The 23390-nt window shown below is 64.7% G+C and carries 16 protein-coding genes; 6 read left to right on the forward strand and 10 right to left on the reverse strand.

From position 1 onward, the window contains the following. Positions 1-21: 21 nt before the first annotated feature. The 5 genes from RBA41_RS17990 to prpB form a co-directional block, all read right to left on the reverse strand. Positions 22-3636 carry a sensor domain-containing protein gene (locus tag RBA41_RS17990; protein ID WP_306625566.1) on the reverse strand — a complete coding sequence of 1205 codons (3615 nt, stop codon included), beginning with the start codon at positions 3634-3636 and terminating at the stop codon, positions 22-24. A gap of 177 nt (positions 3637-3813) precedes the next feature. Then, positions 3814-5004 carry a 2-methylaconitate cis-trans isomerase PrpF gene (gene prpF, locus RBA41_RS17995; RefSeq protein ID WP_306625567.1) on the reverse strand — a complete coding sequence of 397 codons (1191 nt, stop codon included), beginning with the start codon at positions 5002-5004 and terminating at the stop codon, positions 3814-3816. Further along, positions 5004-7601: a Fe/S-dependent 2-methylisocitrate dehydratase AcnD gene (acnD, locus tag RBA41_RS18000; RefSeq protein WP_306625568.1), complete on the reverse strand. Its 2598-nt coding sequence runs from the start codon at positions 7599-7601 to the stop codon at positions 5004-5006. Before acnD ends, prpF begins: the two co-directional genes overlap by 1 nt. Positions 7602-7621: 20 nt before the next feature. Next, positions 7622-8788 (reverse strand): bifunctional 2-methylcitrate synthase/citrate synthase, encoded by a 1167-nt coding sequence (prpC, locus tag RBA41_RS18005; protein ID WP_306625569.1) that lies wholly within the window; start codon positions 8786-8788, stop codon positions 7622-7624. Positions 8789-8820: 32 nt separating this feature from the next. After that, entirely contained in the window at positions 8821-9705 is an 885-nt protein-coding gene (prpB, locus tag RBA41_RS18010; RefSeq protein ID WP_167085510.1) for a methylisocitrate lyase, read from the reverse strand. Between the two features lie 228 nt (positions 9706-9933). On the opposite strand from prpB, the gene prpR reads away from it, so the two are divergent. The 3 genes from prpR to RBA41_RS18025 all read left to right on the forward strand — a co-directional run bounded on the left by prpR (position 9934) and on the right by RBA41_RS18025 (position 14269). After that, positions 9934-11538: a propionate catabolism operon regulatory protein PrpR gene (gene prpR / locus RBA41_RS18015; protein ID WP_306625570.1), complete on the forward strand. Its 1605-nt coding sequence runs from the start codon at positions 9934-9936 to the stop codon at positions 11536-11538. A gap of 155 nt (positions 11539-11693) precedes the next feature. Then, the gene (locus RBA41_RS18020; protein ID WP_306625571.1) at positions 11694-13070 is read left to right on the forward strand and encodes a pyridoxal-phosphate dependent enzyme; all 1377 of its coding nucleotides are present in this window, start codon (positions 11694-11696) and stop codon (positions 13068-13070) included. Then, positions 13067-14269, forward strand: a complete 1203-nt coding sequence (locus tag RBA41_RS18025; protein ID WP_306625573.1) for a trans-sulfuration enzyme family protein — start codon at positions 13067-13069, stop codon at positions 14267-14269. The genes RBA41_RS18020 and RBA41_RS18025 overlap by 4 nt, the downstream gene beginning before the upstream one ends. 59 nt (positions 14270-14328) lie before the next feature. Here the strand turns inward: RBA41_RS18025 and RBA41_RS18030 are convergent, their stop codons facing one another. Further along, positions 14329-15921 (reverse strand): phage tail sheath family protein, encoded by a 1593-nt coding sequence (locus RBA41_RS18030; RefSeq protein ID WP_306625575.1) that lies wholly within the window; start codon positions 15919-15921, stop codon positions 14329-14331. 360 nt (positions 15922-16281) lie between these two features. Between RBA41_RS18030 and RBA41_RS18035 the strand changes: the two genes are divergently transcribed. Next, the gene (locus RBA41_RS18035) at positions 16282-16611 is read left to right on the forward strand and encodes a hypothetical protein (RefSeq protein ID WP_306625576.1); all 330 of its coding nucleotides are present in this window, start codon (positions 16282-16284) and stop codon (positions 16609-16611) included. Between the two features lie 44 nt (positions 16612-16655). On the opposite strand, the gene clpA is transcribed toward RBA41_RS18035, so the two are convergent. Continuing rightward, positions 16656-18956, reverse strand: a complete 2301-nt coding sequence (clpA, locus tag RBA41_RS18040) for an ATP-dependent Clp protease ATP-binding subunit ClpA (protein ID WP_306625578.1) — start codon at positions 18954-18956, stop codon at positions 16656-16658. Then, positions 18953-19255: an ATP-dependent Clp protease adapter ClpS gene (gene clpS, locus RBA41_RS18045; protein ID WP_099881541.1), complete on the reverse strand. Its 303-nt coding sequence runs from the start codon at positions 19253-19255 to the stop codon at positions 18953-18955. Before clpS ends, clpA begins: the two co-directional genes overlap by 4 nt. A gap of 320 nt (positions 19256-19575) precedes the next feature. Here clpS and cspE point away from each other — a divergent pair, with 320 nt between their 5' ends. Together cspE and RBA41_RS18055 are read left to right on the forward strand one after the other, a co-directional pair. Then, positions 19576-19779, forward strand: a complete 204-nt coding sequence (cspE, locus tag RBA41_RS18050; RefSeq protein WP_010395943.1) for a transcription antiterminator/RNA stability regulator CspE — start codon at positions 19576-19578, stop codon at positions 19777-19779. 74 nt (positions 19780-19853) lie between these two features. Next, complete coding sequence (locus RBA41_RS18055; RefSeq protein WP_306625579.1) at positions 19854-20345, forward strand: GNAT family N-acetyltransferase; 492 nt, start codon at positions 19854-19856, stop codon at positions 20343-20345. Here the strand turns inward: RBA41_RS18055 and RBA41_RS18060 are convergent, their stop codons facing one another. Both RBA41_RS18060 and RBA41_RS18065 read right to left on the reverse strand, forming a co-directional pair. Further along, positions 20346-20984 carry a glutathione S-transferase family protein gene (locus RBA41_RS18060; RefSeq protein ID WP_306625580.1) on the reverse strand — a complete coding sequence of 213 codons (639 nt, stop codon included), beginning with the start codon at positions 20982-20984 and terminating at the stop codon, positions 20346-20348. 130 nt (positions 20985-21114) lie between these two features. Beyond that, positions 21115-23178, reverse strand: a complete 2064-nt coding sequence (locus RBA41_RS18065; protein WP_306625582.1) for a S8 family serine peptidase — start codon at positions 23176-23178, stop codon at positions 21115-21117. Positions 23179-23390 lie beyond the last annotated feature (212 nt).

Here is a 23390-nt window from a genome sequence, read left to right on the forward strand (position 1 = left end):
GGTCTGACCCCGGTTGAGCAATTAGTTGCTGGTGAGGTGGCTGCGGGCCTGGGCGGCGGCGGCAGGTTGGGCGAACAGGTAGCCCTGGGCGTACTGGCAGCCGTGGCCGCTCAGCAGGGAGTACTGGGCTTCGGTTTCGACACCCTCGGCCACCACCGACAGCTGCAGGCTGTTCGACAGCGCCATGATGGCCGCCACGATCGCGCGGTCTTCGGTGCTCTCTTCCAGGTCCTTGATGAAGGCACGGTCGATCTTGATCTTCTTGACCGGGAAGCGCTTCAGGTACGCCAGGCTCGAATAGCCCGTGCCGAAATCGTCGATCGACAGGCGGATGCCCATGCCGTTGATCTGCCCCAGAATGTCCAGCGTCTGCTCGCCATGCTGCATCAGCGCCGTTTCGGTGATTTCGAATTCGATCAGCGCCGGGTCGATTCCGGTTTCGTCGAGCACGCGCCGGATCGATTCGATCAGCCCGCGGTGCATGAACTGGCGCGGCGACAGATTGACCGCCAGCGGCACCGCCGTCATCCCCTGCCGCTGCCACGCCATGCTTTGCTCGCACGCGCGCCGCATCACCCATTCGCCAATTGGCACGATCAAGCCATTTTCTTCGATGATGGGGATGAAGTGATCCGGCAGCACCAGCCCGTGCCCCGGACGGCGCCAGCGCAGCAGCACTTCCATCGTGTGCACCCGGCGCGTGCCGATGTCGATGATCGGCTGGTAAAACAGCTCGAATTCTTCCTGCGCCAGCGCGCCGCGCAGCGCGCTTTCGAGCTCGAAGTGCTGCGCCGCCGCGAGGTTCATGCGCTCGGTGAAGTACTGGTAGTTGTTGCGGCCATTGGCTTTGGCGTGATACATGGCAGCATCTGCATGCCGCATCAAGGTCGCGACATCGCCGCCATCGTCGGGATACATGCAGATGCCGATCGATGGCGTGATATGCAGCAGGCGTCCGTCGACCGGAAACGACTGCGCCAGCACGGCAATGATCTTTTCGGCCACCTGGGTGCTTTCGGCCGGACCGTCGATCCCCGGCACCAGCACCACGAATTCGTCGCCGCCCAGGCGCGCCACGGTGTCGCTGCCACGCACCGCGTTGCACAGGCGCCCGGCTACTTCCTTGAGCAGGCGGTCGCCCATCAGGTGGCCCAGCGAATCGTTGATGGTCTTGAAGCGGTCAAGGTCGATGAACATGACGGCCAGCTTGCTGCCGGAGCGCTTCACCCCGAGCATCGCATGGTCCAGCCGGTCGGACAGCAAGGCGCGGTTGGGCAGGCCGGTCAGGCTGTCGTGATAGGCCATGTGGTTGACCCGCGCTTCGGCCTGGCGCCGTTCGACGATCTCGCCCTGCAGCAGCGCATTGGCGCCCGCCAGTTCGGCGGTGCGCTCCAGCACCCGCACCTCCAGTTCGTCGCGCGCGCGCCGCACCGCTTCGCCGGCCTCGCGCCGCGCGGTCACGTCGTCGACCAGCCACACCGAGCGGCCGGTCGCATGCGCCAGGTCGAACGGACGCCCCGACAGGCGCGCCCAGAACGTGCTGCCATCCTTGCGCACCAGACGGTACTCGGCCATGTGGACCCGCCCCTCGCGGAAGTCGCGCGCGGTCTCGCCACGCGCCAGGTCCCAGCTTTCGCGGTCGGGGTACAGGGCGCGCACCGACATTCCCGCCACTTCGCCCGGCCCGTAGCCGAACAGTTCTTCCATCTTGGCGTTGCAGCGCAGGTTGGTGCCGTGTTCGATCACCGCGATGCCGAGCACCGCGCTGTCGAGGATGGCCTGGTTTTCCAGCAGCGCGTTGCGCAGCGATTCCTCGGCGCGCTTGGCGTCGGTGCGGTCTTCGATGATCCAGATCGTGCCCTGCCCCGGCTCGGACGGATTGACGACGTAGGCGATCAGCTGCGCCCACAGGGTGCTGCCGTCCTTGCGCGCCATCTCGACTTCGGTATGAAACGGTTTGCCGACCGAGAGCAGCGGTCCTGCCGCCGCGCCGATGGCGGCGTAGGCCTCGTCGCTGGGGTACAGCGCGCGGCCCGGCAGGCCGAGGCCTTCGTTGCCGGCATAGCCGAACATGTCGGCAAAGCCCCGGTTGTAGCGCGTGATGACGCGGTTCTTGGTGAACAGGATGCTGACCGAGGCATTGGTCATGATCGCCTGCACCTCGATCAGGGTCTGGCGCGCTTCGGTCACGTCTTCGAGAATCCAGATGGTGCCTTCCTCGCGCCGCTCGGCGTCGACCGTCTGCGCGCGCACGCGGCACCAGAACAGGGTGCCGTCGCGCTGGCGGAACTGGTATTCGGCCTTCTCGAACGGCAGCCCTTTGCCAAGCAGCGGCCCGGCTTCGTAGCCGAACTGCTGGTACGCCTCGGGCGACGGGAACACCTCCACCGCCGGCCTGCCCGTCATCTCGTCGCGCGAGTAGCCGAACATGTCGGCCATGCGCGGGTTACAGGACAACATGATGCCATTGCGGCTGAACAGGATGCCGACCGAGGCGTTGTCGAGAATCGCCTTCTGCTCCAGCAGCAGCTGGCGGGTCGCCTCGTCGGCCGCTTTTTGCGCACTGCGGTCGTCCACGATCCAGATGGTGTCCTGCTTGCCGCGCCCGGCGTTGATGGCGTAGATGTAGGCATGCGCCCAGAAGGTGCTGCCGTCCTGGCGCAGCATTTCGATGTCGCACTGGTAGGGACGGCCGGCGCGCAGCAGCGGCAGCGCCTCCTGCCGCATGGCCTCGTAGCCGGCGCCGGAGGCAAACAGTTCGGCGGCGCCGTGGCCGAGCCCCGTCTCGCCGGCAAAGCCGAAGTAGCGGCCGAACTGGTGATTGTAGCGCAGGATGCAGTTGTCGCGCTGGAAGGCGATACCCAGCGGGGCGTTGTCCATGATCGCCTGCATTTCGAGCAGCGCGCGGCGCAGGCGCGTTTCGTTCTGGTGCAGTTCGTCGATGTCTTCGACGATCCAGATCGTGCCGTGCGACTCGTCGCGCGGATCGACCGCGCGTCCGTACAGGCGGCACCAGAGCAGCACGCCATCCTTGCGGCGCAGGCGCACTTCGCCGGCGTAGGAGCCGCCGGCGGCAAGCCTCGGACCCGCCTCGCTGCTCATTTGCTCGTAGCTGTGCGGGCTGGGGAAAACGGTGATGGTGGCCAGGCCGATCAGGTCATCGGCGGTGTAGCCGAAAATCTCGGCGGCGCGGATATTGCATTCGCAGATCACGCGGTTTTTACTGAGGATGATGCCGACGGCGGCGTTGTCGAAAATCGCCTTCTGTTCGAGCAGCGTTGTGCGCAGAGCGGCCTGGTCGCGGTCGAAGCGGCGGATATCGGTGAACACGAAGGTGGCGCCGCCGGCCGGCAGCGGCTTGGTCAGCACCTGGACGGCGATGTCGTTGCCACCGGCGTGCAGCGCACTCTCCCACAGCTGGTCGGCGGCGCCGCGCATGCGCAGCGCGGCATCCTCGCGCATGGCAGGGGAAAAAAGACCAACCAGGGACTGGCCCGAGGGATTGATGCCGAGCAGGCCGCACAAGGCCGCGTTGCAGGCATGGACGATGCCGTGCGCATCGCATGCACAGGCGGGCGACGCGATCAGCTCGAGCGCTTCAGCGACGAAATCAGGTTTGGTGAATACGCGATCCATGTCCCCCACTACGGCATAGTTCCGGCGCCTCCGTGGCGGGCAGCGGACAGCCGATCATAAACCACAATTGGGCCGATTATTGGCGAAAACGCCAAAAAACAGACAGGCCCGCCACGCGGTGTGCGTGGCGGGCCTTGACAGATCGTCATCGCGGGCCGCGCAAGGGCGCCAGAGGCCTCAGAAGGCGTCGCCGGGTACCCGTACCCATCCTTCCATCAGCACACGCGCGCTGCGGCTCATGATGGCCTTGGCGACGCGCCAGTCGCCATCGACCTGGGTCGCTTCGGCGCCCACGCGCAGGGTGCCGGACGGATGGCCGAAACGCACGGCGCTGCGCTCGCCGCCACCGGCGGCCAGGCTGACCAGGGTGCCGGGAATGGCTGCCGCGGTACCGATGGCCACTGCGGCGGTGCCCATCATCGCGTGGTGCAGCTTCCCCATCGACATGGCGCGCACCAGCAGGTCGATATCGGCCGCGGCGACCTGCTTGCCGCTCGAGGACACGTAGGCCGCCGGCGGTGCCACGAACGCCACCTTGGGCGTGTGCTGGCGCGTGGCCGCTTCGTCCACGTGCCTGATGAGACCCATGCGCACAGCCCCGTGCGCGCGGATCGATTCGAACATGGCCAGCGCCTTCGGGTCGCCATTGATCGCGTCCTGCAGCTCGGTGCCGGTGTAGCCGATGGCCTGCGCATCGACGAAAATGGTCGGGATGCCGGCGTTGATCATGGTGGCCCTGAGGGTGCCCAATCCCGGCACGTCCAGGTCGTCGACCACGTGCCCGGTCGGGAACATGGCGCCGCCGGCGCCCTCTTCTTCCGCCGCCGGGTCCATGAATTCGAGCTGCACTTCGGCAGCCGGAAAAGTGACGCCATCGAGCTCGAAGGCGCCCGTTTCCTGCACCGCGCCGCCGGTCACCGGCACGTGCGCGATGATGGTCTTGCCGATGTTGGCCTGCCAGATGCGCACCACGGCCACGCCATCGTGCGGAATGCGGGCGGCGTCCACCAGCCCCGCGCCGATGGCGAACGAGCCGACGGCTGCCGACAGGTTGCCGCAGTTGCCGCTCCAGTCGACAAAGGCCTTGTCGATGGCGACCTGGCCGAACAGGTAGTCGACGTCGTGACCGGGTTTTTCGCTCTTCGACAAAATCACCGTCTTGCTGGTGCTCGACGTGGCGCCGCCCATGCCGTCGATCTGCTTGCCGTAGGGGTCGGGGCTGCCGATCACGCGCAGCAGCAGCGCGTCGCGCGCGGCGCCGGCCACCTGCGCCGCTTCGGGCAGGTCTTGCAGGCGGAAGAACACACCCTTGCTGGTGCCGCCGCGCATATACGTGGCGGGAATCCGGATTTGAGGTACGTGCGCCATCATGCCGCCTTTACGGTCGATTCGAGGAAGTCCTGGGCGAAGCGCTGCAGCACGCCGCCGGCTTCGTAGATCGCCACTTCCTCGGCGGTGTCCAGACGGCAGATGACCGGCACTTCGACCGTGTCGCCGGAGACGTGCGTGATCACCAGGGTGAGCGTGGCGCGCGGGGTGCGCTCGCCCAGCACGCTGAAGGTTTCGCTGCCGTCGATCGCCAGGGTGATGCGGTTCACGCCAGGTTCGAACTCCAGCGGCAGCACGCCCATGCCCACCAGGTTGGTGCGGTGGATGCGCTCGAAGCCTTCGGCCACGATGGCTTCCACGCCGGCCAGGCGCACGCCCTTGGCGGCCCAGTCGCGCGAGGAACCCTGGCCGTAGTCGGCGCCGGCAATGATGATCAGCGGCTGCTTGCGCTCCATGTAGGTCTGGATCGCTTCCCACATGCGGGTGACCGTGCCTTCCGGTTCGATGCGCGCCAGCGAGCCTGCCTTGACCTTACCGTCGACCACGACCATCTCGTTTTTCAGGGTCGGATTGGCGAAGGTGGCGCGCTGCGCGGTCAGGTGGTCGCCGCGGTGGGTGGCGTAGGAATTGAAGTCTTCCTCCGGCAGGCCCATCTTGGCCAGGTATTCGCCGGCTGCGGAATCGAGCATGATCGCGTTCGACGGCGACAGGTGGTCGGTGGTGATGTTGTCGCCCAGGACCGCGAGCGGACGCATGCCGGCCAGCGTGCGAACACCGGCCAGCGCGCCTTCCCAGTACGGCGGACGCCGGATGTAGGTGGTATTCGGACGCCAGTCGTACAGTGGGCTGACCTTGATGCCGTCGTCTTCCTGCTTGGCGAACATCGGAATGTAGACCTTGTGGAAGTGCGCCGGCTTGACGCTGGACGCCACCAGTGCGTCGATCTCCTCGTCGCTCGGCCAGATATCCTTGAGCGTGACCGGCTTGCCATCGGCGCCGACGCCCAGCACGTCCTTCTCGATGTCGAAGCGGATCGTGCCGGCGATCGCGTAGGCCACCACCAGCGGCGGCGACGCCAGGAATGCCTGTTTCGCGTACGGGTGGATGCGGCCGTCGAAGTTGCGGTTGCCCGACAGGACGGCGGTGGCGTACAGGTCGCGCTCCACCACTTCCTTTTGAATCACCGGATCGAGTGCCCCGGACATGCCGTTGCAGGTGGTGCAGGCGTAAGCGACGACACCGAAGCCGAGCGTTTCCAGTTCGCGCATCAGGCCCGCGTCTTCCAGGTACAGGGTGACGGCCTTGGAGCCCGGCGCCAGCGAACTCTTGACCCACGGCTTGCGCGTCAGGCCAAGCTTGTTGGCGTTACGCGCGATCAGGCCGGCGGCGATCATGTTGCGCGGGTTGTTGGTGTTGGTGCAGCTGGTAATGGCCGCGATGATGACGGCGCCGTCGGGCATCAGGCCCGGCTCGTTTTCGACCACGCCGCTGATGCCGCGCGCGGCCAGTTCCGATGTCGGCACGCGGTTGTGCGGATTGGACGGGCCGGCGATGGTACGCACCACCGACGACAGGTCGAAGCGCAGCACACGCTCGTACTCGGCGCTCTTGAGCGACTCGCCCCACAAACCGGTGTGCTTCGCATACAGCTCGACCAGCTTGACCAGTTCGTCGTCGCGGCCGGTGAGCTTGAGGTACTTGATGGTCTGCTCGTCGATGTAGAACATCGCGGCAGTCGACCCGTATTCCGGCGCCATGTTGGAGATCGTCGCGCGGTCGCCCAGGGTCAGGTGTGCGGCGCCTTCGCCGTAGAACTCGAGATAGGACGACACGACCTTCTGCTGGCGCAGGAATTCGGTCAGCGCCAGCACCGTGTCGGTGGCGGTGATGCCCGGCTGCGGTTTGCCGGTCAGCTCGACGCCGATGATGTCGGGCAGGCGCATCCACGAGGCGCGGCCCAGCATCACGCTTTCGGCTTCCAGGCCGCCAACGCCGATCGCGATCACGCCGAGCGCGTCGACCATCGGGGTGTGCGAATCGGTGCCGACCAGGGTGTCGGGGAAGGCCACGCCGCCCTGCACCTGGACCACCGGCGACATGCGCTCCAGATTGATCTGGTGCAGGATGCCGTTACCCGGCGGGATGACGTCGACATTCTTGAACGCCTTCTTGGTCCAGTTGATGAAGTCGAAACGGTCTTCATTGCGGCGATCCTCGATGGCGCGGTTCTTGTCGAACGCGTCGGGATCGAACCCGCCGCATTCGACCGCCAGCGAATGGTCGACCACCAGCTGGGTCGGCACCACCGGGTTGACCAGGGCCGGATCACCGCCCTGCAGGGCAATCGCGTCGCGCAGGCCGGCCAGGTCGACCAGCGCGGTCTGGCCGAGGATGTCGTGGCAGACCACGCGCGCCGGAAACCACGGGAAGTCCAGGTCGCGCTTGCGCTCGATCAGTTGACCCAGCGAGGCGTTCAAGGTCGGCGGGTCGCAACGGCGCACCAGGTTTTCGGCCAGCACGCGCGAGGTGTACGGCAGCTTGTCGTAGGCGCCAGGCGCGATGGCGTCGACCGCGGCGCGCGCGTCGAAGTAATCGAGTTTGGTGCCCGGCAGGTTTTTGCGGTGATTCGTGTTCATATCGATTCCTTGCTTACTGATTACTTGCGCTCGGCCAGCGGCACGAACGTCAGGTCGTCCGGGCCGACGTAGTTGGCGCTCGGGCGGATGATCTTGTTGTCGATGCGCTGCTCGATCACGTGGGCGGCCCAGCCGGAGGTGCGCGAAATCACGAACAGCGGCGTGAACATCGCGGTCGGCACGCCCATCATGTGGTACGACACGGCGGAGAACCAGTCCAGGTTCGGGAACATCTTCTTGACTTCCCACATGACGGTTTCCAGTCGCTCGGCGATGTCGAACATCTTGGTCGAACCGGCGCTTTCGGACAGCGAGCGCGCCACTTCCTTGATGACTTTATTGCGCGGGTCGGACACGGTGTAGACCGGGTGGCCGAAACCGATCACCACTTCCTTGTTGGCGACGCGGTTGCGGATGTCGGCTTCGGCTTCGTCCGGGTTCTCGTAGCGCTTCTGGATATCGAGCGCGACTTCGTTGGCGCCGCCGTGTTTCGGACCGCGCAGCGCGCCGATCGCGCCGGTGATGGCCGAGTGGATATCGGAACCGGTGCCGGCGATCACGCGCGCGGTGAAGGTCGAGGCATTGAACTCGTGCTCCGCATACAAGATCAGCGAGGTGTGCATCGCCTTGACCCAGGCCTCGGGCGGCTTGAAGCCGTGCAGCAGGTGCAGGAAGTGGCCGCCGATCGAGTCGTCGTCGGTTTCGGTTTCGATGCGGCGGCCGTTGTGGCTGAAGTGGTACCAGTACAGCAGCATCGAGCCGAAGGACGCCATCAGGCGGTCGGCGATCGAGCGCGCGCCGGGCACGTTGTGGTCGTCTTTTTCAGGCAGCACGCAGCCGAGGGTCGAGACGCCGGTGCGCATCACGTCCATCGGATGGCTCGATGCCGGCAGCGCTTCGAGCGCGCTCTTGACCGCCTGCGGCAGGCCGCGCATCGATTTCAGGTGCGCCTTGTAGCCACGCAGTTCGCCGTCGTTCGGCAGTTTGCCGTGCACCAGCAGGTAGGCGATTTCTTCGAATTCGCAGCTGTCGGCGACATCGAGGATGTCGTAGCCGCGATAGTGCAGGTCGTTGCCGGTTTTGCCGACCGAGCACAGTGCGGTGTTACCGGCGGTGACGCCGGACAACGCGACCGATTTTTTCGGCTTGAATGGAACGGCTTCGGCCGGGGTGGTGATGTCAGTCATGTGAACTCCGCGATTCTTCTTAATTAGTGTGATTACTTTTCTTTACCCTGGGCGAACAGCGAGTCGAGCTTTTGCTCGTACTCGTGGTAGCCGAGGTAGTCGTACAGCTCCATGCGGCTTTGCATGGTCGATACGACGTTTTTCTGGGTGCCTTCGGCGCGCAGCGTCTTGTAGAAATTCAGGGCCGCCGCGTTCATGGCGCGGTAGGCGCCGCAGCAGTACAGGGCGATATCGACCTTGGCCGAGCGCAGTTCGTCGAGCGTGAACAGCGGCGTCGCGCCGAATTCGGTCAGGTTGGCGAGGATCGGCACCTTGACCGCGTCGCGCACCTGGCTGTACATCTCCAGTTTGGTGATCGCTTCCGGGAAGATCATGTCGGCGCCGGCTTCGACGTACGCGCAGGCGCGGTCGATGGCGGCGTTCAGCCCTTCGACGGCAAGCGAATCGGTGCGCGCCATGATGACGAAGCTTTCGTCATGGCGGGCGTCCACGGCGGCCTTGATGCGGTCGACCATTTCTTCCTTGCTGACGATCTCCTTGCCCGGGCGGTGGCCGCAGCGCTTGGCCGAAACCTGGTCTTCCATGTGTACCGCCGCCACGTCGGCGCGGATCATGTGGCGGATCGTGCGCGCGATGTTGAAGGCGCCGCCCCAGCCGGTGTCGATATCGACCATCAGCGGCAGGCCGCAGGTGTCGGTGATGCGCTGGGCATCGGTGATCACGTCGTCCATGGTGCTGATGCCGAGGTCCGGCATGCCGAGCGAGTTGGCGGCCACGCCGCCACCGGACAGGTACACGGCCTTGTAGCCGGTTTGTTCGGCCATGCGCGCGGTGTAGGCGGTGATGGTGCCGACGACCTGCAATGGGGACTCTTCCTGGACTGCGCGGCGGAACATCGCGCCTCGTGATTCTCTCATTACGTTTCTCCTGGGGATGATGCGTTAAACAGACGACCCTGACAGCATTGCAAGCGGCGTGCCACCGATGCTGAAGGCCGATGGACAGGGAGGGAATGCCGGAAACGGCTTTACATTCAATAGCTTGCGCTAAATCAAAACGAGCTTGTCGGAAATAGTGCTGGGCAAGCATGTTTCATCCATGTTTCATCGTGAAACGTCGAAACACCAATACGGTACAATTGAAACATGCCCTATTCTTCCCGCACTGCTGGCGACGCCCACGACAAACCGGTCATCTGGACCGTTTCCGTATCGCGCCTGTCCGACCTGTTCCGCGACATCACGCTCGAATACGACCACCTGGCGGCGATCGAGCCGGTCAACCTTGGCTTCGACGACGCCGCCCGCCATATCCGCGAGCGCATGGCCAACGAACGCTGCGACGTGGTGATCGCGGCCGGCTCGAACGCGGCTTACCTGAAAGGCCGCGTGTCGGTGCCGGTGGTGATCGCCAAGGCCAGCGGCTTCGACATGATGCAGGCGCTGGCGCGCGCGCGCCGCGTATCGGCGCGCATCGGCGTCATCACTTACCAGCAGCAGCTGCCCGAACTGGCCGAATTTGCCGGCACGTTCGGCTTTTCCATCGCGCAGCGCACCTACGTCACCGAAGAAGACGCACGCGCCCAGATCAACGACCTGAAAGCGGCCGGGATCGAGGCGATCGTCGGTGCGGGCCTGATCACCGACCTGGCCGAAGAAGCGGGACTGACCGGCGTCTTCGTGTATTCGGCCGCGTCGATCCGCCAGGCCTTCGACGATGCGCTGGAACTGGCGCGCCTGACCCAGCTCGAATCGAACAGCGGCCGGCGCCCGGTGGTCGCCGACACCTTGCGCACACGGCATGGGCTGAACGATTTGCGTGGCGAATCGCAAGCCATGGAGACCCTGCGCCAGGCGGTGGTGCTGTATGCGCGCTCGCCCGCCACGGTGCTGATCCAGGGCGAAACCGGCACCGGCAAGGAGTTGGTGGCGCAAGCGATTCACCCCGAAAGCCCGCGCAGCCTGGGCGCAAACCGGCCGTTCGTGGCCGTCAACTGCGGCGCGGTGGCCGAGTCGCTGCTGGAATCGGAACTGTTCGGACACGAGGAAGGCGCGTTCACCGGCGCGCGCCGCGGCGGCCATGCGGGCTTGTTCGAAGCCGCCAACCGCGGCACGCTGTTTCTCGACGAGATCGGCGAAATGCCGCTGCCGCTGCAAACGCGCCTGCTGCGCGTGCTGGAAGAGCGCGAGGTGGTGCGGGTCGGCGGTACGCGCCCGATTGCGATCAATGTACGCGTGGTCAGCGCCACCCACTGCGACCTGGAACAGCGGGTGCGCGAGGGACGCTTTCGGGCCGATCTGTTTTACCGTCTTGCCGTGCTGCGCCTGGCGTTGCCGCCGCTGCGCGAGCGCGTGGGCGATGTGGTGGCGCTGGCCGAGTGGTCGCTCAAGAATGCGCTGGCGGCGCTGGGCGCGCGGCCGCATCCGAACCTGCATGCCGAAATGGCGGGCTGCGCGCCGCTGCTGGAGCGCTACGGCTGGCCGGGCAATGTGCGCGAACTGCGCAACCTGATGGAACGGGTGGCGCTGTTCTTGGCGGCCGAGCCTTTGCAGGCATTGACGCCGGCGTTTGTGCTGTCGGTTGCGCCGGAATTGGGCCGCGATGGTCAGGCGGCGCTGGCCGTGCCGGTGCCGGCGGCTGAAACGGTGGAACAGGTGCTGGCGCGCTTCGGCGGCCGGCGCGAGGAGGCGGCTGCGCATCTGGGCATCAGCCGGACGACGTTGTGGCGCAAGTTGAAATCGGGCGGCTGACAGGAATGCCGACTTTTGCGCAAATCGCATCAGAATTCGTATATCGAAGCATAAAATCATTCGTTCCAATGCCGTAAAGACGCGCCTATGATCCGCCCTTTTTCCGCCGGAGCGGCTGCCCACGAGGCTGCCGGAACCGGCTTTCGGAGGTTCTCATGTCATCCGCACCGCAGCCCGCCCTGTTTTCCCTGATCGGCAACACCCCGCTGATCGAAGTGACCCGCATCGACACCGGCCCGTGCCGCCTGTTCCTCAAACTCGAATCGCAAAACCCCGGCGGCTCCATCAAGGACCGCATCGGCCGCGCCATGATCGAAGCGGCTGAAGCCGATGGCAGCCTGAAACCGGGCGGTGTCGTGGTCGAAGCGACCGCCGGCAATACGGGCCTCGGCCTGGCCCTGGTCGCGCGCCTGAAAGGCTACCGCGTGGTGCTGGTCGTGCCCGACAAAATGGCGATCGAAAAAATCCTGCACCTCAAAGCCCTGGGCGCCGAAATCCACCTGACCCGCTCCGACGTGGGCAAGGGTCATCCGGAGTACTACCAGGATGTCGCGGCGCGCCTGGCGCGCGAGATTCCCGGCTCGTGGTTTGCCGACCAGTTCAACAACCCGGCCAACCCGCTGGCGCACCAGCGCACCACCGGTCCGGAGCTGTGGGAGCAGACCGGCCACGATCTCGACGCCATCGTGGTCGGCGTCGGCTCGTCCGGCACCCTGAGCGGCCTGTCGCGTTATTTTGAAACGGTGCAGCCCAAGCTGGAATTCGTGCTGGCCGATCCCGAGGGTTCCATCCTGGCCGACTATATCAACACCGGCGTGCTGCGCGACGACGCCGGTTCGTGGGCGGTGGAAGGCATCGGCGAAGACTTCATTCCCGCCATCGCCGACCTGTCGCGCGTGAAAAGCGCCTACACCATCAGCGATGAAGACAGCTTCGGCAGCGCGCGCATGCTGCTGCGCGAAGAAGGCATTTTGGCCGGTTCGTCGAGCGGCACCCTGCTGGCCGCCGCGCTGCGCTACTGCCGCGCGCAGACCACGCCGAAAAACGTGATGACTTTTGTCTGCGACACCGGCACGCGCTACCTGACCAAGGTGTACAGCGACGGCTGGATGGTCGACCAGGGCCTGCTGCAGCGCCCTGCCCTGGGCGACCTGCGCGACCTGATCGGCCGCCGCTTCGACGATGGCGAGGTGGTCACCGTGGCGCCGTCCGACACGCTGCTCACGGCATTCAACCGCATGCGCAGCGCCGACCTGGCGCAGTTGCCGGTGACCGACAATGGCCGCCTGGCCGGCATTCTCGACGAGTCGGACCTGCTGCTGCATGTGACAGGCGACGCCACCCGCTTTCGCGACCAGGTCGGCAGCACCATGACATCGGAACTGCAGACATTGCGCCCATCCGCCAGCATGGCCGAACTGCGCGATATACTCGACCGCGGCCTGACCGCCGTGATCAGCGACGAAGGCCATTTCTATGGCCTGATTACCCGCTTCGACCTTCTTAACCACTTGCGCAGGACACTATCGTGAGCAACTCTGTGAGCAAACCCGTGACCGACTCCACCAGCAAAAAACATCTCTCCACGCGCGTGATCCACGGCGGCCAGTCGCCCGATCCGTCAACCGGCGCGGTCATGCCGCCGATTTACGCCACCTCCACCTACGTGCAGGAAAGCCCGGGCGTGCACAAGGGACTCGATTACGGCCGTTCGCACAACCCGACCCGCTGGGCGCTGGAGCGCTGCGTGGCCGACCTGGAAGGCGGCGCGCAGGCGTTCGCCTTCGCTTCCGGACTGGCCGCCATTTCGACGGTGCTGGAACTGGCCGATGCCGGCTCGCACATCATCGCCGGCGACGATATGTACGGCGGCACCTACCGCCTGTTCGAGCGCGTGCGGCGGCGCAGCGCGGGCCACGATTTTACCTATGTCGACCTGACCGATCCGGCCGCCCTGCTGGCGGCGCTGCGTCCGGAAACGCGCATGGTGTGGGTCGAAACGCCGACCAACCCGATGCTCAAGCTGGCCGACCTGAAAGCCATCGGCGACATCTGCCGCGCACGCGGCATCATTTCGGTGTGCGACAACACCTTCGCCAGCCCGATCGTCCAGCGTCCGCTGGAACTGGGCATGGACATCGTGGTGCACTCGACAACCAAATACATGAACGGCCATTCGGACGTCATCGGCGGCATCGCCGTGGTGGGCGCGGGCGAGCATCAGGCGGCATGGGCCGAGCAGTTGGGCTTTTTGCAAAATTCGGTGGGGGCGATCCAGGGTCCGTTCGACAGCTTCCTGGTCCTGCGCGGGATCAAAACACTGGCGCTGCGCCTGGAGCGCCACTGCGCCAGCGCGCTGGACCTGGCCGAATGGCTGGAAAAAGAGCCGAAGGTCGGGCGGGTGTACTACCCGGGCCTGGCATCGCATCCGCAGCACGCACTGGCCAAGCGCCAGATGAACGGCTTCGGCGGCATCATCTCGCTGCAGCTCAATACCGACCTGGCCGGAGCGCGCCGCTTCCTGGAACGCTGCGACGTGTTCACCCTGGCCGAGAGCCTGGGCGGCGTCGAAAGCCTGATCGAGCACCCTGCCCTGATGACGCATGCGACCATTCCGCCAGCGCAGCGCGCACTGCTCGGCATCAGCGATGGGCTGGTGCGCCTGTCGGTCGGCGTGGAGCACGTGGAAGACCTGCGCGACGACTTGCGCGCCGCGCTCGCGGCAATCTGAGGTCTCTCAGCTGCCGGCATCGCCGTCGCAGATGAAGGCGGTGCCGGGCATGCACCGGATCAGTGGCTGCGCACCTGGCCGGCGGCCTGCTGGACGTGCACCAGTACGAACTGGCCGGCCTTGAGCGGCGCGAAGCCGACGGTGATGTTGACCACCCCGTGCTCGACATCGTCCTGCGTGGTCGTCTCCGGTCCGCAGCTGACAAAAAAGGCTTCGTGCGGCGCCTTGCCCTGGAAGGCGCCCTGGCGGAACAGGCCGACCATGAAGGCGTGGATGCTCAGGCGGACCTGGGCCCATAACTGGTCGTCGTTCGGCTCGAACATCACCCAGCGCGTACCGCGCACCAGACTCTCTTCGATAAACAGCGCGGTGCGCCGCACCGGCATGCATTTGCACTGCGCGCCATCGGGGTCGTCGTCGTGCAGGGTGCGCGCGCCCCACACAATGCGCCCCGCCCCCGGCATGCTGCGCAGGCAGTTGATGCCGAGCGGGTTGAGCATGGCGCTGTCGCTGTCGTTGACGGGCACGCTCAGTGCCGGCACGCCCACCAGGGTCGTATCCATGCCGACCGGCGCCTTCCACACGCCGCGCTGGTGATCGGTGCGGGCGATGATGCCGGCCACCGCGCCGCACGGGACCAGGCGCGTAAGCCGGCCGCCGCGCTGGTCGACCGGCTGCAGCAGGCGCGGGAAGAACAGCGCGGCATTGCGGCTGCTGGTGCCAAGCGCGGCGACGCCTTCGACGGCGTTGTCGACGTTGTTCCAGGCGGGCGGCGGATCGACCAGGAACATGGCGCGGCGCCGCTCGCAGTAGGCGGCCGCTTCGGCCACCAGGGCATTGTCGACGCCGCCGTCGAGCAGGTCGCCGCCGTTGTCCAGGTACGGCGGAATGCACAGCAGATTGAACAGGTCGGCCCGCGCCAGCGCATACAGCCCGGCCCGGGCGGCCAGCTTGCCGCTGCCGATGAACTCCGCCAGGGTAAGCGGCAGTTCGTCGCCGGCGCGGTCGGCCGCGGTCACGCGGGTATTGCTGGTCGCGCCGCTGTCCCAGGCGTCGCCGTGCTCGCCCGCCGGGCGCGGATCGCAGGCCGGGCGTTCGGCGGGCAGGATGCCGTTCATCGTGACCAGACGCGAAATGCTGCGCAGGACCAGGTCGACCCGGCGCGGGTGGGACGCGCCCACCGATACGTTGCGAAATACCTCCACATGGCCGGTGACGCTGTCGCGCACCGACAGGTTGAAGCTGTGCGGGTCGCCCGAGAGCAGCTCGTGGTCGACGCGCGCCTGCAGCGCATTGCCCCAGGCGCCGGGATCGCGTGCCTGCAGCGTCAGGGCGCCGACGCGCAGGATGGCGTGGCTGCGCACGACGCCATCGACCGGCGCCGGCGCGCGGTACAGGCGCACGATGACGGCTTTGCCGCCGCCATTCAAGAAGAAATCGCGCACGGCGTAGCCCAGGGAACTGTCGCCCCACAGGCCGCCGAACTGGCGCTCGAATTCGGCGAAACTGGCGATGGCGACCGGTTCGTCGACCGGACCGCGCAAGGCGCGTCCGACAAAGGCGGTGACCGACGTGGCCACACCGGCAATCGGATGCAGCGCGGCGGATAGCTGCTCGGGAGCGGCGCTGGCGTAGCTCAGTGCGGCATGCATGAAGACCTCCTGTTTCGTATTTACATTTACAGCGGCAGTAATCCGCCGCGACCTAGCTATTAGATGCTTCTTGAAAACGATACCTTTGACATTTATCAAGAGAGCTAGCGGACTCGGCAATAGTCTTGCGCTACAGGCTTGACAACGCTGCAAGCGGAATCAAAAACCGGCGTATTAATGAAACTTATGCAAGGTTTTAGTGCACACCCGGTGTGCGTATATGTAAGGCTGCGGTGCAAACCCTATGCAAAGCGGGTCGATCCGGCGGTGTTGGTGTGGATAAACTGGCATGTAATATGCAGACAAGTTGTTTATCCGACAAATTATCCAGTCATGCATAGCACATAAAGGATTGGCTTGATGAGCACGATCGCGCAGATCACCCTCGCCAACGTTGAGAACCAGGCTTTTGCACTGATGTCGCGCTTGCATGTGATATTGCGCCGCGGGCAAGGCCGCGTGACCGATATCGAATATATGCACATCGATCCGGCATATTGCCGCCATGTGCCGGGATTGGCCAACGCCACGGGAAACGACGACGTGCGGCAGATCAGCGCTTGCAAGACGTCTATTTTGGCGAGAGTGGCTTGTCCGTGGCGCCGCTCAAAACGCCGCTGCTGGCGCGCGCCGCCACGGTGCAAAGCCATGCCGGGCGCCTGCGCTGAGGGCCATTCGCCGCAGCCATAAAAAAAGCCCGCATCGTCTGCGGGCTTTTTGCTTGCTGCCGGTGCTTATTCGATTTCGACCGTTTCCGGTGCCGCCGGTGGAGGCGCGGCGTCGGACTCGGGGAATTCGAGCGTGACCGCATCTTTCTCGTCCATGTCGACCGTGACCCGGCCGCCGCTGACCAGGCGGCCGAACAGCAGTTCGTCGGCCAGCGCCTTGCGGATCATGTCCTGAATCAGGCGCGCCATCGGCCGTGCGCCCATCAGCGGATCGAATCCTTTCTTCGCGAGGAACTTGCGCAGTTTCTCGGTGAAGATGGCTTCGACCTTCTTCTCGTGCAGCTGTTCTTCCAGCTGCATGAGGAACTTGTCGACCACGCGCAGGATGATTTCTTCGTCCAGAGCGCGGAAACTGATGGTGGCGTCGATCCGGTTGCGGAACTCCGGCGTGAACATGCGCTTGATGTCGGCCATCTCGTCGCCCGCCGCCTTGGAGTCGGTAAAGCCCATCGACCGCTTGGTCAGGCTCTCGGCGCCGGCATTGGTCGTCATGATGATGATCACGTTGCGGAAGTCCGCCTTGCGGCCGTTGTTATCGGTCAAGGTGCCATGGTCCATCACCTGCAGCAGGATATTGAAGATATCCGGATGCGCTTTTTCGATCTCGTCGAGCAGCAGCACCGCGTGCGGCTTCTTGGTGATCGCTTCGGTCAGCAAACCGCCCTGGTCGAAACCGACGTAGCCCGGCGGCGCGCCGATCAGGCGGCTGACGGCGTGGCGCTCCATGTACTCCGACATGTCGAAGCGAATCAGCTCGATGCCGAGGATGAAGGCCAGCTGCTTGGCCACCTCGGTCTTGCCGACGCCCGTGGGGCCGGAGAACAGGAAGGAACCGATCGGCTTGTCGGTCTTGCCCAGCCCGGCGCGCGCCATCTTGATCGCCGACGACAGCGCATCGATGGCAGGCTCCTGGCCGAACACGACGTTGCGCAGGTCGCGGTCGATGGTCTGCAGCTTGCTGCGGTCGTCCTGGTTGACGGTTTGCGGCGGGATGCGCGCGATCTTGGCGATGATGTCCTCGATCTCGGCCTTGCCGATGGTTTTCTTTTGCTTCGACTTCGGCAAGATCCGTTGCGCCGCACCGGCTTCGTCGATGACGTCGATCGCCTTGTCGGGCAGATGACGGTCGTTGATGAAGCGCGCCGCCAGTTCGGCCGCAGTCGACAGCGCCGACGACGAATACTTCACGCCGTGGTGCTCTTCGAAGCGCGACTTGAGGCCGCGCAGGATCTGCACGGTCTGTTCGACGGTCGGCTCGTTGACGTCGACCTTCTGGAAGCGGCGCGACAGCGCGTGGTCTTTCTCGAACACGCCGCGAAATTCCGTATACGTGGTCGCGCCGATGCACTTGAGCTGGCCATTGGCGAGCGCCGGTTTGAGCAGGTTGGACGCGTCGAGCGTGCCGCCCGATGCGGAACCGGCGCCGATGATCGTGTGGATCTCGTCGATGAACAGGATGCCGTGCGGCGTTTCCTTGAGCTGCTTGAGCACGGCCTTGAGGCGCTGCTCGAAGTCGCCGCGGTACTTGGTGCCGGCCAGCAGCGCGCCCATGTCGAGCGAATACACGATGGCATTCTGCAAGATCTCGGGCACTTCTTCCTGCGTGATGCGCCAGGCCAGGCCTTCGGCGATCGCGGTCTTGCCGACCCCGGCTTCGCCGACGAGCAGCGGATTGTTCTTGCGGCGGCGGCAGAGAATCTGGATGACGCGGTCCACTTCGTCCTCGCGGCCGATCAGCGGATCGATCTTGCCCTCGGCAGCGGCCTTGTTCAGGTTCTGCGTGAACTGGTCGAGCGGGCTTTCCTTGGCCTGCCCTTCGACCTGCGCCTCTTCCACGCCTTCGGACGTTTTTTGCGAGTCGACCTGCTGGTCCTTGCGCACGCCGTGCGAGATGAAATTGACCACGTCGAGGCGGGTCACGCCCTGCTGGTGCAGGTAGTAGACCGCGTGCGAGTCTTTTTCGCCGAAGATCGCCACCAGCACGTTGGCGCCGGTGACTTCCTTCTTGCCGTTCGATGCAGACTGAACGTGCATGATGGCGCGTTGAATCACGCGCTGGAAGCCCAGGGTCGGCTGCGTGTCCACCTCGCCCGTGCCAGGCACGGTCGGGGTGTTGTCGCCGATGAAGTTGGTCAGCGTTTTGCGCAGGTCTTCAATGTTGACAGCACAGGCGCGCAGCACTTCCGCGGCCGATGGATTGTCCAGAAGCGCCAGCAGCAAATGCTCAACGGTGATGAATTCATGCCGTGCTTGCCGAGCTTCGACAAAGGCCATGTGTAAAGAGACTTCCAATTCCTGCGCAATCATACTTCCTCCATCACGCACTGCAGGGGGTGCCCCGCCTTGCGCGCATGCGTTAATACAAACTCCACTTTGGTACACGCTATATCTTTGGAAAACACGCCACACACTCCCTTGCCATGACGATGAACGGACAGCATGATCTGCGTGGCCGTCTCTCGGTCCTTGTTGAAGTATTCCTGGATGACGGCGACCACAAACTCCATGGGCGTGTAGTCATCGTTCAGTAGTGCTACCTGGTACAGCGGCGGCGGCTTGACCGTCTGCCGCTCCAGCAGTTGTTCGGTATCTTGCTTAGTGGCCATACGCTTATTCTAATGCTTTCAACGATGATGCTATGGGTAAATATCAGGGCATTTACATTTGTTTTCCATCTTACGCGTTTTCCGATCTATGCGCAGATGGCGACCCGATTCGGTAAATCAAGAGTTGCTTTTTCGCAGAGTGTGAGGAATTTGGCAATTCCGACGCAAAAGCGCTTGACTTGGATATTTTTTCAACCAACAATGCGGTTATCGACTTGTACTTATGTACTTGTTGATAAGAAGTGAGCAGGCTGAGGAGGGGGCAGAAGCTTCTTGCTTTTATGGCTCGTGTGATTGGTTATAATTTTGAAAGTTCTTTTATGGCAACAGGTACAGTTAAGTGGTTCAATGATTCCAAAGGTTTTGGCTTCATCACTCCAGATGACGGCGGCGAAGATTTGTTCGCGCACTTTTCCGCAATCAACATGAACGGTTTCAAGACCCTCAAAGAAGGTCAAAAAGTTCAATTCGAAGTCACGCAAGGCCCTAAAGGCAAGCAAGCTTCCAACATCCAGGCTGCATAAGCAATCCCCGATGTGAAAAACCCCGCTTGCGAGCGGGGTTTTTTTATCCCCGATTCTTCCCAGATTCTTCCCGCATGACGATCATCTTACAGCTTCTCGGCGTTGCCGACCTGCGCACGCTTGCCGCGTCGCGCATTCCCGGCCGCCTGGCCGGCCGCGCGGCCGCCGGCGCCCTGCCGCCCGCCTTTGTTGCGCAGCGCGCGCTCGGCCTGCTGGAAGCGGGCAAGAGCGCCGCCTGGTGCGCCAGCTTCCTGATACTGCGCGCCCACGACGCAATGGTGCTGGGCGCCTGCGGATTCAAGGACATTCCCGTCGCCGGCCAGGTCGAGATCGGCTACGGCGTCGCGCCCGCGTGCCGCGGCCAGGGCATCGCCACGGCTGCCGTGCGCGAACTGGCGCGCATCGCCTTTGCCGACAGCGCGGTAGAACGGGTGCTGGCGCAGATCGATCAGGACAATACGCCATCGGCGCGCGTTGCCGCCCGGCTCGGCTTCGCCGCCGGCGCCACGCTGACCGATGCCGACGGCGATCGCCTGGTGCAGTGGGTGCTCGGCAAACCTGCCTGATCAGGCTTTTTCAAACGCCGCCATCTGGTCGCGCAAGGCTTTCTGGAACGCCGGACGCGCCTCGCAGCGCAGCTGGTAGGCCTTGAGCGTGGGATAGTCGTCGACAATGGTGGTGTGGCGCAAGAGGCGCAGCACCGTGGTCATCATCAGGTCGCCCGCGCTGAACGCGCCGTCCAGGTATTCGCGCTGGCCCAGCCACGCGGCCAGCTGCGCCAGGCGCTTGCGCACCTCCTCCAGCGCGCCCGCGCGGCGCAGTCTGGCCCACTCTTCATCGGGGAAAAACAGGTCGATCGCGGCCAGTTGCTGCAGTGGTATCTCGACGGTATTGAGCGCCGCGAAAATCCAGGTGGTCGCCCGGGCCCTGCCGGCTTCATCCTTGGGAAACAGGGCGCCGCTGCGCTGCGCGATGTGCAGCACGATGGCGCCCGACTCGAACATCGTCAGATCGCCATCCTGCATCATCGGCACCTGCCCGAAGGGCTGCAGCGCGAGGTAGTCCGGCGATTGCTGGTCTGGCGGACCGATCAGGCGGGTTTCATACAGCAGGCCGGCTTCTTCAAGCGCCCAGCGCACGCGCAAATCGCGCACCACGCCCTGGGCAAACGGCGGAACGTAGTGAAAAGCACTGATCGTCAGCATGGCGGCATTCTCCGAAAATATGATCTTGTTCAAGATCATAAACCGTTCCGCGCCGCCATGCGCCACCGTTGCATGGCGGTGCCGCTTGCGGGCGCGCCGCCGCCCGCAAGCGGCGCGCCCGAGCTGCTCCTTAATTCACATAGATGGACTGAATCGCGCGTGTCTCGGGCGCGCCCGGCGCATTGCGATTGACGCAAACGACACTCCAGTGGTGTTCGCCGGTCCCCAGTTTCAGCGGGCCCCAGCGCATGAAGGTGGGCGCGCTCTTGTTCACATACCACGTTTCAAAGAACTCCGCCCGCAGCCGGCGGTACGCCTCCACCGTGCATCCGGTCGCGCTCGTGGCCTGATACGACACGGTGACCGGGACATTCGCTTCCAGCACTTCGCTGCCGCCGGAAGGCAAGACCACGCCATTGACGTTGAAGGTGATGAACGGCTCCAGTCCCCGTGCGACCCGGGCCGAGGCGCTGGCGGTATTGCTTTCTCCGTTGGCGCCACGGCATTCCACATCCCAGCGGTACAGGCCCGGTTCGCGCGTCAAGGTACCCCAGTAGAAGGAAGTCGGGCCAGCGAGCTTCTGCTCGACCAGATTGCCGTCGGCATAGGCGCGCATGTCGCAGCTTTGCGCACCCACCGCATCGTAGCTCAGGTCGAATCCCGTGGCGGCGGTGAGCACCGGGTTGGGCGCCACGCCGAGCGCGGGCGGATTGGCCGCCGATGCCTGGCCGCCGATCTTGAATTCGACGGTCGGCTTGGCCTTGTGCGCCGCGCCGGCGATGCTCGCCACCCGCAGCGGCGTGCCCTGGGTCAGCGCGCCGCCGCTGACCAGGCGCGCGCGGATCGCGTTTTCCACCTCGCCCGGCGTGCGCAGGGTGGGCGTGGTTTCGATCAGGCGCGCGGCCAGCGCGGTGACGTGGGGCGCTGCCCACGAAGTGCCGGAACTGACCACATAGGTCGAGGCGTAGCTGTTCATCCAGGTCGACCTGACGTACTTGCCAGGCGCCCAGGCATCGACGCAGTTGCCGAAATTCGAACCCATCTCGGCCACCCCCTTGGGGTCGAGCGGCGGGAAGGCGCCAGTGCCATTCAAGGGCTGCGCCGGCTGCCCATTGCTATCGATCGCGCCGACCACCAGCGCGCCGTCCGACGGCAAATGATCGTTGAAGCTGTAATGGCAGGCGTCGCGGTAGCGGTTGCCGGCCGACTGCACGAACACCGCGCCACGGTAGCCGGTGGCGCTGTCCGGCGCGATCAGTGCGCGCACACTCTTCTGGAACGCGGCGACCAGGGGCATGCGGTCGGGCGCGAGGTTGACCATCTGGAAGTTACTCGACAGGTTGACCACGCCCATGCGGCCCTCGGCCTGGATCCGGCGCTTGGCTTCGTCCAGCGCGGCAATCACATTGGCGAAGCTGTTGCTGCCCACAGCGCAGGTCGGGTCGCCGTAAGCGAGCGAGACCAGCTTGGCGCCGGCGTTGACCCCGGTGACGCCGACATTATCGTTCTTGGCCGCGATGATGCCGGCAACGAAGGTCGCGTGCGGATATTTGCCGATCGAGCAGGCGCCAGGGGCATTCCAGCGCGCGCTGACCGGCACGTCCACATGGTTGCCGATGCCGCTGTCGATCACATACACGGTGGCGGCGCCGTTACTGGCCGCGCTGCCGCCAACGGCCTGTACGCCCCACGGCAGGGTGCTGGCGCCGACCGGCACGTCCGCCCACACGGAATTCGCGCTCGCGTCAGCCTGCATGTTGGGCGAGACCGCCTTGATGCGCGGATCGCGCCGCAGCGCCGCCACTTGCTGTTCGGTCAGATAGGCGGCGAAGCCCTGCAGGGTGTGGCTGTAGGCATGGGTGGCGGCGACCCGGTGCGCCGCTTCGACCTCGTGCAGCAGGCGCATCACCTTGCCGTCGTGCTCGGCCCCGAAGCGCGGGTCGCTGACCGCCTTGGCCGAATAGCGCTGCGCAGCCGTGTCCGCGAACAGGACGATGTAATGGGTGGTGCCGGCTTCGTTGCGGATCGGTGCCCGCTGCGCCGCTTCCGCTTTCTGCAGCGCCGCAACGCTGGTGGCCAGCTTGCCTGGCGCAGCGCCGCCGTTCTGGGCGCTGGCGACCGCGGGCAGCACGGCCGCGCCGATCACACCGCTCACCACCATTGCACACACACGTTTGCCAATTACTTTTGTCATTTTTTTCCTTGTATTGGTCAGCAGATTCGGTCAGGTGAATCATGCAGGTTGAGTTGTTTAAATATCAACAACAAGGAGAGTATAAACCGATTGTCTTTCCAATATTCTTACATTTTTGAAAATATATTATCCACGCGGCGGCAAGTATCGCGAAGCCGGACCCGGCAACAAAAAAAGCCCCGTCCTCTTGCGAGAACGGGGCCATCGCGCCG

The sequence above is a fragment of the Massilia scottii genome (assembly GCF_030846495.1).
Classification (GTDB): Bacteria; Pseudomonadota; Gammaproteobacteria; order Burkholderiales; family Burkholderiaceae_D; genus Telluria_A; species Telluria_A violaceinigra.

What these genes read in the sequence shown, in the direction of transcription:
- RBA41_RS17990 (WP_306625566.1), bottom strand. Translation starts at nt 3,636, where the DNA reads ATGGATCGCGTATTCACCAAACCTGATTTCGTCGCTGAAGCGCTCGAG.
- prpF (WP_306625567.1), bottom strand. Translation starts at nt 5,004, where the DNA reads ATGGCGCACGTACCTCAAATCCGGATTCCCGCCACGTATATGCGCGGC.
- acnD (WP_306625568.1), bottom strand. Translation starts at nt 7,601, where the DNA reads ATGAACACGAATCACCGCAAAAACCTGCCGGGCACCAAACTCGATTAC.
- prpC (WP_306625569.1), bottom strand. Translation starts at nt 8,788, where the DNA reads ATGACTGACATCACCACCCCGGCCGAAGCCGTTCCATTCAAGCCGAAA.
- prpB (WP_167085510.1), bottom strand. Translation starts at nt 9,705, where the DNA reads ATGAGAGAATCACGAGGCGCGATGTTCCGCCGCGCAGTCCAGGAAGAG.
- prpR (WP_306625570.1), top strand. Translation starts at nt 9,934, where the DNA reads ATGCCCTATTCTTCCCGCACTGCTGGCGACGCCCACGACAAACCGGTC.
- RBA41_RS18020 (WP_306625571.1), top strand. Translation starts at nt 11,694, where the DNA reads ATGTCATCCGCACCGCAGCCCGCCCTGTTTTCCCTGATCGGCAACACC.
- RBA41_RS18030 (WP_306625575.1), bottom strand. Translation starts at nt 15,921, where the DNA reads ATGCATGCCGCACTGAGCTACGCCAGCGCCGCTCCCGAGCAGCTATCC.
- RBA41_RS18035 (WP_306625576.1), top strand. Translation starts at nt 16,282, where the DNA reads ATGAGCACGATCGCGCAGATCACCCTCGCCAACGTTGAGAACCAGGCT.
- clpA (WP_306625578.1), bottom strand. Translation starts at nt 18,956, where the DNA reads ATGATTGCGCAGGAATTGGAAGTCTCTTTACACATGGCCTTTGTCGAA.
- clpS (WP_099881541.1), bottom strand. Translation starts at nt 19,255, where the DNA reads ATGGCCACTAAGCAAGATACCGAACAACTGCTGGAGCGGCAGACGGTC.
- cspE (WP_010395943.1), top strand. Translation starts at nt 19,576, where the DNA reads ATGGCAACAGGTACAGTTAAGTGGTTCAATGATTCCAAAGGTTTTGGC.
- RBA41_RS18055 (WP_306625579.1), top strand. Translation starts at nt 19,854, where the DNA reads ATGACGATCATCTTACAGCTTCTCGGCGTTGCCGACCTGCGCACGCTT.
- RBA41_RS18060 (WP_306625580.1), bottom strand. Translation starts at nt 20,984, where the DNA reads ATGCTGACGATCAGTGCTTTTCACTACGTTCCGCCGTTTGCCCAGGGC.
- RBA41_RS18065 (WP_306625582.1), bottom strand. Translation starts at nt 23,178, where the DNA reads ATGACAAAAGTAATTGGCAAACGTGTGTGTGCAATGGTGGTGAGCGGT.